A 13,563-nucleotide genomic window follows, 5' to 3' on the forward strand; every position below is an offset into this window, starting at 1 on the left:
CAGTACCCAGGCCGCAAAAGTGCCTGTGGTCAGGCTCGCGGGCTTACTTCAACCCCAGCCGCGTCAGCTTCTTGATCAACCCCACCCGCGAGATGCCCAGCCGCCGCGCTGCCTCCGACTGATTGCCCGCCACCGCCGCCATGGTGTCGCGCACCATGCGCACTTCCAGCTCCATCAGCGCGGCGTCCAGCGGGCCGGTGCTGCCGGGCGGGGCCTGCGGGGTGGTTTTGAGGTTCGCTGCGGTGTCGCTCACGTCGGGCATATCGCCGCTGGCCAGTTGCAGCAGCTCGGCGTCCACCTCGCGCTGCTCGGGCACTAGCAGGGCCCCGGCGGACTCCACCACGGCCTTGAGCTCGCGCACGTTGCCCGGCCACTCGCGCGCCATCAGCCACGCCAGGGCGCTGGCCGACAGGCTGGCACGGTGCGCCACGCGGTGCAGAAACCGCGTGGCCAGCAGCGGGATGTCGGCGGGCCGCTCGGCCAGCGACGGGGTGCGCAGCACCACGCCTTTGAGGCGGTAGAACAGGTCTTCGCGGAAGGACCCGTCGCGCACCATCGATTCCAAATCGCGGTGGGTGGCCGCCACCACGCGGGTGTCGGCGCGCTTGGGCACACGGCCGCCCACGGGCACAAAAGTGCCCTCTTGCAGAAAGCGCAGTAGCTTGACCTGCATGGGCGGCGGCATCTCGCCCACCTCGTCCAGAAACAGCGTGCCGCCATGCGCGGCCTCCACCAGGCCGGGCTGGTCGCGGTAGGCGCCGGTGAAGCTGCCCTTCATGTGGCCGAAAAGCTCGCTCTCCAGCAGCTCGGCCGACAGGGCGCCGCAGTGGATGGCGACAAAGGCCTCGCTGCGGCGGGCGCTGCAGGCGTGCAAGGCGCGGGCCACCAGTTCTTTGCCGGTGCCCGTGGGACCCAGCACCAGAACGCTGACATGCGTGGGGGCCACGCGGCGCACCAGGGCGCGCAGTTGCACCGTGGCCGCCGCCTGCCCCACCATGCCCAGATCGTCCAGCGACTGCCCTGCGCGCAAGGCGGCCAGTTCGGCATCCAGCCGCGCCTTGCGCAGCCCGCGCGCCACCACAAACCGCAGCATGTCCGGGTCGATGGGCTTGGTCAGAAAGTCCCAGGCGCCCAGCTCGGTGGCGCGCAGGGCCAGCGCGTGGTCGCCATGGCCGGTCAGCACCACCACCGGCACGCGCGCAAAACGCGGGATCAGCTCCAGGCCGATCTCTGGGTCCATGTGCGGCGGCATGGCCAGGTCCAGCAGCACCAGCTCGGGCTGCTGTTTGGCAAACGCGGCCAGGGCCTGGTCGCCATCGCCCGCCAGCGTGACGGTGTGGCCCAGGTTGCGCAAAAAGGCACCGCCCAGCCGCTGAAAAGCTGCCTCATCGTCAACCAGCAGCACATGGCCGTTCTGCGGCTCGCCTGCTGGCGTGGCGTCCTGCCCTGCATCCGGTGGGGCGTCGGCTGCGTTGTCTGTGATGTTGGCGGTCATGGCAGTCGTTGCGTCGTCGTCAAAGGAAAGCGCAGCGTGAAACACGTGCTCCACGGCGGCCGTTCGGTGAGCGCCACCGAGCCACCATGTGCGGCCATGATGCGGGCCACGATGGCCAGGCCCAGCCCGGTGCCACCGGGGCTGCGCGATGCAAAAGGCTCGAACAGGCGGCTGCGGATTTCATCGGGCACGCCGGGGCCGGCGTCGCAGATGTGCAGCAGCACGGCGTTGTCGGTGGTTTCCGCGTCGATGTGCACGGGGCTGTGTGTTGCTGGCGCAGATTCAACGCCATCGGCCTCGGACGCCATCGCGATGCGCGCGTTCTCCAGCAAATTGGTCAGCACCTGGTCCACGCGCCGGGGGTCCGCCTGCAGCACCAGCGGCTGGGCCAGACCCGCGCCCAGGCTCACATCGGGCAATCGCTGGGCTGCATTGCGCACGTGGGCGGCCAGGTCGAGCTCGCGGGGCGCCAGCTTCCAGGGCTTGGCAAAGTCCAGCAGGTCGTGCGTCAGGTTGGCAATGCGCGCCACCTGGTCGGCCACCTCGCGCCGCGTCTCGCCGGGCGCAGCGGCAACGGCCATCGAGATGATGTTGAGCGGGTTGCGGATGTCGTGCGCCACCGTGGCGGCCAGCGCACCCAGCTCGGCCAGCCGCGCCTGCAACTGGCGCTCGCGTTCGCGGGCGGCAAACTGCTGAGCCTGCTCTACGCGCGCCGCCGCCTCGGCCACCACCGTGCCAAACAGCTCGGCCACATGGCGCGGCCCGGGGGGGGCGGCGTCCCAGCCCTGCAGTGTGGTGTGCCAGCCTTGCTCGCCCGGGTTGCACAACAGTTGCGGGATGCTCCCGGATGGCGTTGATGGCGCTGATGACGTTGAGGGTGTTGTTGACGCGGTCGGAGCGCCAATCTGCACCTCCACCTGCGTGCCAATGCGCGCACTCAGCAGCGTGGCGGCCTGCTGCGCCAGCGCCTCGGGCGTTTCGGCCGACAGCAGCGCGCTGCGCCAGGCACCCAGGTCAGCAACCGACACCTCGCCCCCCGGGTAGACCAGCCGCTCGGCCACGCGGCGCACCGGGCCGTTGAGTGCCAGCACACTGGCCGCCACCGCCAGACCGCCCAGCCAGCGCGACTCAAACGGCAGCAGCGGCGTGAGCGCCAGCACCACCGCCCCCAGCGCCAACAGCAGCGCCCATACCAGCGCGCGGCGCGCCCAAGCGTTGGCCACAAACACGCCGTAACGCAAGATGCCGTAGACCAGAATCAACGAGTACAGCGGAAGGCCCAGCAGCGGAAACGGGTAGATCGGCAAATCCAGCACCGCAATGCCGTAGCCCGCCAGGCACAGTAGGCCCCACAGGCACGACGCGGTGACGGCGGCAATCTGCCGAAACTTCTGCCCGTCGCCAGCCCTGCGCGCGCGCAGCAAGGCCAGCAGCAGCACGGCCACACCGCCAATGCCCAGAATGACCCAGGCCATGCTGGCGATGGTGCCGACCGGGTCGGCCACCGCAATCAAGCCAATGTCGCGGTGGGGGATCAAGTGCCCCGGCACCAGGATGATGGAAACCACCGACGCAGTCGCGCCCAGCGCATAGGCCACCGCAACGCCCCAGCGCCCCAGGTCCACCCGGCAAAACACCGTGCAGAAATGAAAGAACAGCGCAGAGGTGAACGGCGCGGTAGCCAGCAAGCGCATCGCCACTGGTTCGGTCACAGGCCCCAGCCAGTTGGGCAGCTCGTTGCCCACCATCCACAGCGAGATGCCGATCAAAAAAGCCGCCAACAGGCGGGCCCCCGCCACGCGGTCGGCCCAGGCCAGCAGCAGGGCTGCCAGCACCAGCGTTTCGAGCACAGAAAACCCGAGGACGGCGTGGATCAGCATGCGCAGACGGTGGTGGTGATCATGGGGTGACCTGTTCCTGGCGTTGACGGTGGGGGCTGCGTGCACTGTAAACCAAGTATGCAGGTCGCACATCAAATTTCAATGAAATCAAGCACTTGCAGCGGCCGCCGAGGCTGGCCCGGGTTTCGCAATAGAGAGTGCAACCGCCACTCTTGCAAAGCCCGCCATGTTTGCCCTTTTCACCCCAGCGCCCCGCCACTGCGCCACCACCCCTGCCCACCCTGCCCCGGTGCTCGACCTGCAAGCCCTGGCCGGCGCTGCCGCCTGGGCACGCCTGCCCGCCGCCGTGCAACGCCGCTTTGGCACCGCCCACGCCGACGTGAGCTACCACGGCCACCTGGACCTGCGCTGCTCGCTCATCGGCCACATCTACGCCGCGCTGACCCGGCCCTGGGGCGGCCCGCTGACCCACATCCACACCACCGCCCTGCCCGCCACCGTGCACGTCAGCCACAACGGGCGCGGCAGTGTGGTGTGGGAGCGGTGCTTTCACACCGGCACGGGCGCCACCAACGACACCGGCAAGCACACCGGCACAGACCGCACGGTGCGGTCCACCAAGGAGCTGGGCGCCGACGGCATCCTGCTGGAGCGCACCGACGGCGGCCTGGCCATGTCGCTGGACGTGCTGGAAGAAGACGGCGCGCTGGTGTTCCGCAGCCGCCGCTTCTGGTGGGTGGTGGCGGGCCTGCGCATCCCCGTGCCGACCCTGCTCACGCCTGGCACATGCCGCGTGGCCCACACTGACCTGGGCGGGGGCCAGTTCCGCTTCACGCTGAGCATGGTGCACCCCCTGTGGGGCGAGACCTTCCACCAGTCCGGCGTGTTCACCGACCCCGTGGTCGACACCACGACCGAGTACTCCAGCACACCCGTCGGCATCGATTCATCGTCACACTGAAGGCAAACACCATGACCGCCATTAACACGATCTTTTCGCTGCTCTCCATCCAGGCCGCGCTGGGAGCCTTCGACAACCTGTGGCACCACGAACTGCAGGCCCGGTTGCCGCAGCGCACCTCGGCACGGTATGAACTGGCGCTGCACGCCGCACGCGAGGCCATCTACGGCGTCGTCTTTGTCGGCCTGGCCTGGTTTGAATGGCGCGGCGCCTTTGCCGCCGTGCTGGCGGCCCTGCTGCTGGTCGAGCTGGGCATCACCCTGGCCGACTTTCTGGAAGAAGACCGCACCCGCCGCCTGCCGCCGTTCGAACGCGTGCTGCACACCGTGCTGACCATCAGCTACGGCCTCTTCCTGGGCCTGATCGGCCCCGTGCTCTGGGCCTGGGTGCAGCAACCCACCGGCATGGTGCTGGCGCCGCACGGCTGGGTGTCGTGGCTGTTCACGGCGTATGCCATCGGCGTGTGGGCCTGGAGCGTGCGCAACGTGCTGGCGGCCATCAAGCTCTACCGCACAGCACCGCCAACACCACAGCCCAGTGCCGTACACCCCCATGGCATGCGATCCCAGCCAGCCACGCTGGTGACCGGTGCCACCGGATTCGTGGGCAGCGCCCTGGTGGCCGACCTGGTGCGCGACGGCCAGCGGGTGATCGTGTTGACCCGCGACGCCCTGCAGGCCCGCGCCAGCTTTGGCCCTGGCGTGTGGGTGGTGGACACGCTGGACGCCATCCCCTCTGAAACGACCATCGACGCAGTGGTCAACCTGGCAGGCGCCCGCGTGCTGGGCATGCCGTGGACCCAGGCGCGCAGACGCCAACTGCTGGCCAGCCGTGTGGACACCACCGTGGCCGTCGTCAACCTGATGCGGCGCCTGCACAAGGCACCGCGCGTGCTGGTCAGCGCGTCGGCCGTGGGCTTCTACGGCGCATCGCCGAATGCCTCGATGGAGCCGCTGGACGAAACTGCCCCACCCCGCCCGGGTGAGTTCCAGTCCGACCTGTGCGCGGCCATCGAACACGAGGCGCGCCGCGCCGAAGCGCTGGGCGTGCGGGTGGTGCGCATGCGGTTTGGGGTGGTGCTAGGGCATGGTGGTGGCGCGTACCCGATGCAAGCGCTGGCCGCCCGCATGGGCCTGGGTGCTGTGCTGGGGCATGGTCGCCAACCTGCGCCGTGGATTCATCTGGCCGACGCGGTGGGGCTGGTGCGGTTTGCGATGGCGCACCAAACCCTGCAAGGCCCCGTCAATGCCGTGGCGCCTGATGCGGTGATGCAGGCCACGTTTGCGCAGGCCCTGGCCGCATCGTTTGGTAGGCGTGCTTGGCTGCGCATGCCGAAGCTGCCATTGCGGGTCATGCTGGGAGAAATGTCTACGCTGCTGCTGGACGGGCAGAACGCCGTGCCGAGTGCGGCGATGGCAAATTGCTACCGCTTTGTGCATCCGAAGCTGCGTGGTGCGCTGGAAGACCTTTCGGGGAATGAAAGGTCAAAAGCAGTTTTTGCATTCGGAAAATACTAGTCAAAACCTGTTCTCGACCTTATTGATAAGACGCTTGTAGCTATCAAAAAGGAGCATTTGGTTGTTCAGTTCAATGCGTGGCACTCGCGCCGGGCGTGGGGCACCTCCCAGCCATTTGGCTGAATTTTTGTTGATCAGGTGGGCGAAGAACCCGAAAGGTCGGCTTCGCGTTTATGGACAAGATTTGTACCAGTGGTGTTTGTCAGCATCGCTAAAAGCGATCAAGAAAAACCGCGCTGTGCTGATGCAACGTTCCCGGGGACAGTGCATTGAGCATGACTCCAGGGGAGAGACGGCTTGGCGGGCAAGTAGTGAAAGCTGAGAACCAATACTGCAATTTCCGCTGTTGCAACCCGCATCAATTCTGCGAGGAGCGCTGAAGTGCCTTTGTTACAACAAAGCGGTTTGCACTGAATCTCTATAGTGATTGGCAACCCGAATTCCAAGGATGTCTGAAACATTCGCCTTCAGAGCGGTAAGAGCGAGATTCAGCAATACTCGCTTACTAGGTGCCGTGTCCCTCGTCTGTTCTCTGTAAATTTGAATCAACAGGCCACGTACGGCATTGCTCCAAATATGTCCTTGAACAACCCGTTGAGGATCAACAGTCTTCGCCAAGATGATCGTCGCAGCTGAAACAGGGCAAGAGAAGGCGGGTAATAACCGATATTTACCAAAAATCCTTTTTATCTCCATTAGTGGCACGGGATGCGGGGCTGAGAAGCAAAAACCAATGCCTCCAGTTTCGGATTTTTTACTCAGCAATGCGACGTCATGCACCTGTAGTCCAGCATCTAAAATAAATAATTTTCGCAGTCTATTTTCCAATCGAGACAATCTAACCTCCAGATCCACAGGTATTGAGTGCGTCAAGTCCGCCACCAAACGCTTCAAGGCATTTAAAGTCCAGAGATCATTTTCCCAACTATAACCTGAAGTCTGCACAACACACTTCATAGGAATATTCGAATGAGTAACGCCATTCAGATCACGATCCACAAAAACAATTTGATTTTTAATTTTGTTTTTTAGAATATTTCCCGCATAATCTAACGCGTTTGACTTATTTCCTACACACTTGATTTTGAAACTTGCTCCTGGCAATGCATGTGAAAGGACAGCCCCATAAAATATCTGATCATCCACTAGTCCAGGATTAGCACTAGGCATTTCCTTCCCCTCAGTGAATACTATTATTTGCACTCCATGAAAATGCGAATAGTTTGCAAGCCCGGAGGCAGATCTGGTAAACGTCATCTCTACATCTGCTCCATGTCGATAATGCATTCACTATGACGCCCCACAATATCAGGAGAGTGAGTCGCAAAAACAATTTGGGCATTTGGATTGAGTCGTTCAATAGCGGAAGTTATTTGCTCCTGCCATTCAACGTGCAAAGATATTTCTGGCTCGTCTGCAATATAAATTGCAGTCATTCCTTCCTGAAGAAGTGCCTGGCCCAAAATAATTAGCAATTGCTTTTCACCTGAAGATAACTCATCAAGAAGAATCGGTTTAAAATTCTTTCCTGCAGTTATTAGAAGTTCATTTGTTGCAGAAAGCGAGGCATGTTTTCTTGGATTGAGAAGTCCATTAATAACCTCTAAAAAAACTTGGCGCGGCCCAAAAATATCGGCGCTCTGTTTTTGGAGATTTTCATACAATTCCACCAGAGAGTGCGTGCGATAAGCATTGAAAATAAAGAAAAATTCCTCCAAGGTCATTCCCGAATCACCCAAGAATTTTTCCTTCGCCTTGGTGAATCGTTGCAGAGTATCAGAAAGTTTGGCTTCGTACTGTTGCCGCTCCACTCCAAGCAGTTTGAATATAGACGTCAGTGCGGCCCTCTCATGCTCTATATCTATACTTTTCATGAAAGTTCGAATATTTGTCATTTTCTCTACTTGAGTCAATGCAAGAAAACTGGTTCTTTGAAACTCTTTTGTTTTCTCATCAAAATTCGTAGAGAGCTTGGTAAAATACTTAACCAATTCGATATTCAAACTAGCCAACTTCTGATCAACTGAAGATTGATATTTTCGCTCTTCACGCTCTCTGTCTTCTGTGCCACGATATACCGACAGCCAAGTAACATTCACTATCTCTTGAAGCTGTCTCTGCACAAATAGAAATTTATCACGGTATGCACGTTCCCGCATAAATCTATTTGGCACCCCCCTATAAGAACGCTCTTCAGCAAAAGCATCCAAATCGAATTCTATTACTCTATCGGCTGCAAGTTTCACCTTAAATGAAATATCAGAATAAGGCAGATCATTCTTGGGCGTTTTAACAACTTCGATGCTTGGCCTCGCGCGACCTTTCATTGGTCGCAATTTTATTAGAACCTTATTGAATATTATTTTATCGAGCTTTTCGAAGTCGGCCATTAGAACGGCGGCGATCAGATTTATAACGGTGGTCTTGCCTGTGCCGTTCTTTCCAATAATAAAATTGAAGTTTTGCCTGAGCGGCATTTGGACTGGGACATCCCGCCCCCAGAGGCCTGTGATAGTTACTTCGCTGATGTGATTGGTCATGATGCGCCTAAATTTTTTCTATTCATATCGTACGATACCTGAGAAGAGTTACAGATAGCCCGATTGCCTCCTGTAGCAAAAGTCTTAGCGTGCAAAGCTGATGCGTATCAAAAAACCAAATTCCGAAAGTCACTGCATTTTTTCAGTGTCAGCTAAACCGCATTGTCCACCGCCCCTACGGCAAATTCTCCCGAAAAATCACCTGACTCCGCGTCGTCTCCACCCCACTCGTCGGCTCCCGCCCATCCCGCAGATTGGCAAAGATCCGCACACAGTTCATCACCGCGCCCTGAGGGTTCTGCGTGATCACGGCATCCATCGTCCCGTCAATCAGCAACGCACGCGTATCCGGCGTGAGGCCGTGGCCGATGAACACGATCTTGCGGTCTGCACCGGCTTCTTTCAGCGCTCGTCCGATGCCTTCGGCCCCGCCGCCGATGTTGTAGATGCCTGCCAGGTCGTCGTGCTGCTCCAGCAGCGCGCGAGCCTGGCGGTAGTTGCGTTCGGCGTCGTCCTGGCCTTCGCGCACGCCCACCACTTGCACCAGGGGGAACTGCTCTTCAAACAGGTGCAAAAAGCCTGCCTCGCGCTCCTCGTGGGCGCGGTAGCGCAGTGATCCCACAATCATCGCCACATGCGCCTTGCGGCTGTGGGCCAGGGGGCCCATGAAGCGCGCGATCAGATAGGCTGCGGTGCGGCCTGCGGCGCGGTTGTCCAGGCCCACGTAGGCCACGCGGCGCGAGTTGGATAGATCCGAGATCAGCGTGACGGTGGGCACGCCCTGCTCTGCCAGCTGGGCCACGGCCTCGCGCACCACGGGGTGCTCCAGCGCCATGAAGGCGATGCCGTCGCAGCGCTTGCCGTAGTGCAGCAGCGCTTTGGCCAGCGCGTCGGGGTTGAAGCTCTCGATGTACGCCGCCTGGCAGCGCACATTGAACGGGGCCCAGTGGTCTTGGGCGTAGCCGATCACGTCGCCCAGCATTTGCAGAAAGCGGTTGCTGCCCTCGGGGATCAGCACCATCAGGCGCAAGGGCTGCGGCTGCAGTGCTGCGTGCAGCTCCGCCTGCGGCAGGTAGCCCAGGGTGGCTGCGGCCTGCAGCACCCGCTGCGCGGTGGCGTTGCGCACGCCCGACCGCTGGTTCAGCACCCTATCGACCGTGGCGGTGGAGACGCCGGACAGCTGGGCGATGTCGGGGATGCGCGGGCTGCGGGGACTGCTGGGGTTGGGCGGAGTTTGGGCCATGTAAATTCAATCAAAAACCATCATCCAGCTTGCTGGTATTTGATGGATTCTGCGGATACTATCACTCGGCGTTCGATGCTGAAAGGCATCAGAACCCATCAGTACAAACCCTAAGTTGTGACGGCTGGCACGCTTGCCAAGCCGATCACACAGGAGACAAAGACATGCCTGGTATTTCCGCTCTCGTTCACCTGTGCCCACGGGGCAAGCCGCCAGTGTTTGGCCGCCGCGCCAGCACCCGCTGACTGACGCGCACCGCTGCCCCGCTCATGACGTACGAGTTCGACTTTGCCAGCGTGCTGGCCAACTGGGCCCAGTTTCTGGAAGGGGCGTGGATGACCATCCTGCTGTCCTTCCCGGCCACCGTGATTGGTTTTGTGGGCGGCACGCTGCTGGCCATTGGCCGGCGCAGCGACCGGCGCTGGCTGGTGCGGGCCTGCGGTGCGTATGTGGAGGTGCTGCGCAACACGCCGCTGCTGGTGCAGGTGTTTCTGGTGTTCTTTGGCCTGGCCAGCCTGGGCTTCAAGGTGTCGGCGTTTGCTGCGGCGCTGGTGACGCTGGTGATCAACGTGGCGGCCTACACCTGCGAAATCATGCGGGCGGGGATGGATTCGATCCACAAGGGCCAGATCGAGGCGGCCGAGTGCCTGGGCCTGACGCGCCGGCAGGTGTACTGGCACGTGGTGCTGCGCCCGGCGATGGAAAAGGTGTACCCGGCGCTCACCAGCCAGTTCGTGCTGCTGATGCTGGCGTCGTCCATCACCTCGCAGATCTCGGTGGAGGAACTCACGGCCGTGGCGGCGCGGGTGCAGTCCGAGACCTTCCGCCCGTTTGAGGCTTACATCCTGGTGGCGGTGGCGTACCTGGCGCTGTCACTGCTGATGCGGCTGGGGCTGTGGGTGTTTGGGCAAATCGTGTTCACGCGCCAACGCAAACTGGGGAGCGCCAAATGATCGACGGTGGCCTCAACTCCTATCACCTGCAGTACCTGATGTGGGGCGCGCTGTGGACCATCGGCCTGTCGCTGATTGCCTTTGTGGGCGGCGGCCTGGCCGGGGGCGTGATTGCGCTGTGCCGCGTCAGCCCGATCAAGGCCGTGCGCTGGGTGACCATTGCGTGGATTCAGATCATCCAGGGCACGCCGCTGCTGGTGGTTCTGTTCTTGTGTTACTTCGGCCTGTCCATTGCGGGCTTGGAGCTGCCCGCCATCGTGGCGGCCAGCATCGCGATGATCGTTTACGTCAGCGCCTATCTGGGCGAGATATGGCGCGGGTGCATCGAGTCGGTGCCGCGCACGCAGTGGGAGGCGGCCGAATGCCTGGCCCTGTCGCGCACCCAGCGCATGCGGCTGGTGGTGCTGCCGCAGGCAGTGCGCATTGCCACGCCGCCCACGGTGGGCTTCATGGTGCAGATCGTCAAGAACACCTCGCTGGCATCCATCGTGGGGTTCATCGAGCTGGTGCGTGCCGGGCAGCTCATCAACAACTCGATCTTTCAGCCCTTCACCGTGTACCTGCTGATCGCCATCGTCTACTTTGCGATGTGCTATCCGCTGTCGGTCTGGAGCCGCAAGCTGGAGCAGCGCCAGCAGTTTGGAAACACCCGTGGCACAGCCACTCCCTCTGTGACCACCGCATGAAACGAGACGACACCATGAACCTCGCCCAAGACGCAGCTGTGCACCCCTTTGCGCAAGCTGCTCTGTCTGCACAAGAACAACGACAACAACGGCAGCCCGTGGTCGAACTGAGAGACGTGCACAAGAGCTTTGGCAGCAACCAGGTGCTCAAGGGCGTGTCGTTTGCCATTCCCAAGGGCCAGGTGGTGGCCATCATCGGCAAGAGCGGGTCGGGCAAGAGCACGGCGCTGCGCTGCATCGACCGGCTGGAGATCATCGACAGCGGCACCATCAACGTCTGCGGCCACGCGGTGCATGACCCGGCCATCGACCTGCGCCAGTTGCGCCAGGACGTGGGCATCGTGTTCCAGAGCTACAACCTCTTCCCGCACCTGACGGTGGAGCAGAACATCACGCTGGCCCCCAAGGCCGTGAAGAACCTGCCCACGGCCAAGGCGCGCGAGATTGCCGCCCGCACGCTGCAGCAGGTGGGCCTGGCCGATAAGGCGCAGGCCTACCCCGAGCAGCTCTCGGGCGGGCAGCAGCAGCGCGTGGCGATTGCCCGGTCGCTGGCGATGGAGCCGCAGGTGATGCTGTTTGACGAGGTGACCTCTGCCCTAGACCCGCAGCTCACCGGCGAGGTCTTGCGCGTGATCGAAGCCCTGGCCCAGGGCGGCATGACCATGGTGCTGGTGACCCACGAAATGGAGTTTGCCGCCCGTGTGGCCGACACCATCATCTACATGCACGAAGGCAAGGTGTGGGAGACGGGGCCGGGCGACATGCTCAAGGACCCGCAGACCGCCGAGCTGCGCGACTTTCTTTCTCACGGGCTCTGAGTTTCAGGCCTGCCCTTTTCGATTTCCGATTCAAAAACCACCAGGAGACAACCACCATGACCGCTGCTTCCCTCATCCTCCGCCGCACCTTGCTGGCCGTGGGCGCCGCCGCCCTGTGCGTGCCCGCCATGGCCGAGCTGGCCGACATCAAGTCCGCCGGCAAGCTGCGCGTGGGCATCGACTTTGGCGCGCCGTTCTACGGGTTTGTGGACGACAAGATGAAGCCCGTGGGCTCGGACGTGGAAGCCGCCGAGCTGCTGGCCAAGGACCTGGGCCTGACGCTGGAGATCGTGAACACCACCAACTCCGCGCGCATCCCCAACCTGCTGTCCAACAAGGTGGACCTGATCATCTCGTCGCTGTCGATCACGCCCGAGCGCCAGAAGGCGGTGGACTTCTCCATCCCCTACGGCGCCATCCAGGCCGCGGTGGGCGCGCCCAAGAGCCTCAAGCTCACCAGCATCGAAGACCTGGCGGGCAAGACCGTGGCCGTAACCCGTGGCGGCCCGCAAGACAAGATCCTGACCGAACGCGCACCGCAGGCCAAAGTGGTGCGGTTTGACGACGAGTCCGCCTCCATCACTGCCGCCGCCACCGGCCAGGCCGACATCGTGGCCATCACGCCGCCGATCATTGCGGCCATCGCCAAGAAGAACCCGTCGCGCGACTTTGAGACCAAGTTCATCCTGCAGTCGTACCAGCTGGGCGTGGCCATGCGCAAAGGCCAACCCGAGCTGATGGCCGCCGTGAACGGCTGGATCAAGACCAACCTGGCCAACGGCAAGCTCAACGACATCCATGTGAAGTACGCGGGCGTGCCGATCCCCAAAGAAATCATCGACGGCGCCAAGTAAGTAAATAAAGCAAGCCTGCAACCCGGGGCGGCGCCTGATGGGCCCCGCCCAGCTGCGCCCTGCCCTGACGCATCACCACCAAAGGAAATTCTTATGAGCCGTCATTTCGGCGCCATCCGCCAACTTGGCTATGTGGTCCACGACATCGAAGCCGCCATGGACTACTGGAGCAAGACCCTGGGCGTGGGCCCTTGGTTCTACAACCCCAAGGTCCCGATCAAGAACTACGTGTACAAGGGCGAGCGCTACGAGCCGCACAACTCGGTGGCGCTGGCCAACTCGGGCTATGTGCAGGTCGAGCTGATCCAGACGCGCAACGACGTGCCGTCGATGTACCGCGACTTTCTGCAGGCCGGGCGCACCGGGCTGCAGCACGTTGCGTACTGGACGAGCGACTACGACGCCGACCTGGCGCGTTTGACTGCCCAGGGCTTCAAGACGGTGATGAGCGGCGAGGTGGGCGAAAAAGGCCGCTTTGTCTACTTCGACACCGAATACCACCCCGGCACGGTGATCGAGCTGTCGGAAGTGGCGGGCCCCAAGGGCCGCATGTTCGACCTGATCCGTTCGGAGTCGGAGACCTGGGACGGCACGACGGACCCGGTGCGGCCGTTTCCGGATCTCTCCAAGATCTAAAGAAGGCCTGAATTTCAAG

At 62.0% G+C, this 13,563-nt stretch carries 12 protein-coding genes; 7 read left to right on the plus strand and 5 right to left on the minus strand.

All coding sequences use genetic code 11. From position 1 onward, the window contains the following. Positions 1 to 43 precede the first annotated feature (43 nt). Positions 44 to 1,495 (minus strand): sigma-54-dependent transcriptional regulator, encoded by a 1,452-nt coding sequence (locus AC1RCS_RS10060; RefSeq protein ID WP_492244941.1) that lies wholly within the window; start codon positions 1,493 to 1,495, stop codon positions 44 to 46. After that, positions 1,492 to 3,375 (minus strand): sensor histidine kinase, encoded by a 1,884-nt coding sequence (locus tag AC1RCS_RS10065; RefSeq protein ID WP_492244942.1) that lies wholly within the window; start codon positions 3,373 to 3,375, stop codon positions 1,492 to 1,494. The genes AC1RCS_RS10060 and AC1RCS_RS10065 overlap by 4 nt, the downstream gene beginning before the upstream one ends. Before the next feature lie 187 nt (positions 3,376 to 3,562). Between AC1RCS_RS10065 and AC1RCS_RS10070 the strand changes: the two genes are divergently transcribed. Together AC1RCS_RS10070 and AC1RCS_RS10075 are read left to right on the plus strand one after the other, a co-directional pair. Continuing rightward, on the plus strand, positions 3,563 to 4,297 hold the full coding sequence (locus AC1RCS_RS10070; RefSeq protein WP_492244943.1) for a DUF4166 domain-containing protein: 735 nt from the start codon (positions 3,563 to 3,565) through the stop codon (positions 4,295 to 4,297). Between the two features lie 11 nt (positions 4,298 to 4,308). Beyond that, positions 4,309 to 5,814, plus strand: coding sequence for a TIGR01777 family oxidoreductase (locus AC1RCS_RS10075; protein ID WP_492244944.1), 1,506 nt, complete (start codon positions 4,309 to 4,311; stop codon positions 5,812 to 5,814). Positions 5,815 to 6,204: 390 nt separating this feature from the next. Here the strand turns inward: AC1RCS_RS10075 and AC1RCS_RS10080 are convergent, their stop codons facing one another. The 3 genes from AC1RCS_RS10080 to AC1RCS_RS10090 form a co-directional block, all read right to left on the minus strand. After that, complete coding sequence (locus tag AC1RCS_RS10080; RefSeq protein ID WP_492244945.1) at positions 6,205 to 7,071, minus strand: hypothetical protein; 867 nt, start codon at positions 7,069 to 7,071, stop codon at positions 6,205 to 6,207. Positions 7,072 to 7,073: 2 nt separating this feature from the next. Further along, positions 7,074 to 8,354: an AAA family ATPase gene (locus AC1RCS_RS10085; protein ID WP_492244946.1), complete on the minus strand. Its 1,281-nt coding sequence runs from the start codon at positions 8,352 to 8,354 to the stop codon at positions 7,074 to 7,076. A 175-nt stretch (positions 8,355 to 8,529) separates the two neighbouring features. Next, positions 8,530 to 9,597: a LacI family DNA-binding transcriptional regulator gene (locus AC1RCS_RS10090; protein ID WP_492244947.1), complete on the minus strand. Its 1,068-nt coding sequence runs from the start codon at positions 9,595 to 9,597 to the stop codon at positions 8,530 to 8,532. Between the two features lie 269 nt (positions 9,598 to 9,866). Between AC1RCS_RS10090 and AC1RCS_RS10095 the strand changes: the two genes are divergently transcribed. The 5 genes from AC1RCS_RS10095 to AC1RCS_RS10115 all read left to right on the plus strand — a co-directional run bounded on the left by AC1RCS_RS10095 (position 9,867) and on the right by AC1RCS_RS10115 (position 13,544). After that, positions 9,867 to 10,550, plus strand: coding sequence for an amino acid ABC transporter permease (locus AC1RCS_RS10095; protein WP_492244948.1), 684 nt, complete (start codon positions 9,867 to 9,869; stop codon positions 10,548 to 10,550). Continuing rightward, positions 10,547 to 11,236 (plus strand): amino acid ABC transporter permease, encoded by a 690-nt coding sequence (locus tag AC1RCS_RS10100; RefSeq protein ID WP_492244949.1) that lies wholly within the window; start codon positions 10,547 to 10,549, stop codon positions 11,234 to 11,236. Before AC1RCS_RS10095 ends, AC1RCS_RS10100 begins: the two co-directional genes overlap by 4 nt. A 14-nt stretch (positions 11,237 to 11,250) precedes the next feature. Further along, positions 11,251 to 12,054 (plus strand): amino acid ABC transporter ATP-binding protein, encoded by an 804-nt coding sequence (locus AC1RCS_RS10105; protein ID WP_492244950.1) that lies wholly within the window; start codon positions 11,251 to 11,253, stop codon positions 12,052 to 12,054. Positions 12,055 to 12,110: 56 nt separating this feature from the next. Continuing rightward, positions 12,111 to 12,908, plus strand: coding sequence for a transporter substrate-binding domain-containing protein (locus AC1RCS_RS10110; RefSeq protein ID WP_492244951.1), 798 nt, complete (start codon positions 12,111 to 12,113; stop codon positions 12,906 to 12,908). A 93-nt stretch (positions 12,909 to 13,001) separates the two neighbouring features. Beyond that, a complete protein-coding gene (locus AC1RCS_RS10115; protein ID WP_436131918.1) occupies positions 13,002 to 13,544 on the plus strand; it encodes a VOC family protein in 543 nt (180 codons plus the stop codon). The last annotated feature ends 19 nt before the right edge of the window (positions 13,545 to 13,563 follow it).

The sequence above is a fragment of the Acidovorax sp. GW823-FHT01C06 genome, from assembly GCF_058798375.1.

Coding starts and splice junctions, on each gene's coding strand:
- AC1RCS_RS10095 (WP_492244948.1), top strand. CDS start 9,867: ATGACGTACGAGTTCGACTTTGCCAGCGTGCTGGCCAACTGGGCCCAG.
- AC1RCS_RS10080 (WP_492244945.1), bottom strand. CDS start 7,071: ATGACGTTTACCAGATCTGCCTCCGGGCTTGCAAACTATTCGCATTTT.
- AC1RCS_RS10060 (WP_492244941.1), bottom strand. CDS start 1,495: ATGACCGCCAACATCACAGACAACGCAGCCGACGCCCCACCGGATGCA.
- AC1RCS_RS10070 (WP_492244943.1), top strand. CDS start 3,563: ATGTTTGCCCTTTTCACCCCAGCGCCCCGCCACTGCGCCACCACCCCT.
- AC1RCS_RS10075 (WP_492244944.1), top strand. CDS start 4,309: ATGACCGCCATTAACACGATCTTTTCGCTGCTCTCCATCCAGGCCGCG.
- AC1RCS_RS10090 (WP_492244947.1), bottom strand. CDS start 9,597: ATGGCCCAAACTCCGCCCAACCCCAGCAGTCCCCGCAGCCCGCGCATC.
- AC1RCS_RS10100 (WP_492244949.1), top strand. CDS start 10,547: ATGATCGACGGTGGCCTCAACTCCTATCACCTGCAGTACCTGATGTGG.
- AC1RCS_RS10105 (WP_492244950.1), top strand. CDS start 11,251: ATGAACCTCGCCCAAGACGCAGCTGTGCACCCCTTTGCGCAAGCTGCT.
- AC1RCS_RS10085 (WP_492244946.1), bottom strand. CDS start 8,354: ATGACCAATCACATCAGCGAAGTAACTATCACAGGCCTCTGGGGGCGG.
- AC1RCS_RS10065 (WP_492244942.1), bottom strand. CDS start 3,375: ATGCTGATCCACGCCGTCCTCGGGTTTTCTGTGCTCGAAACGCTGGTG.
- AC1RCS_RS10110 (WP_492244951.1), top strand. CDS start 12,111: ATGACCGCTGCTTCCCTCATCCTCCGCCGCACCTTGCTGGCCGTGGGC.
- AC1RCS_RS10115 (WP_436131918.1), top strand. CDS start 13,002: ATGAGCCGTCATTTCGGCGCCATCCGCCAACTTGGCTATGTGGTCCAC.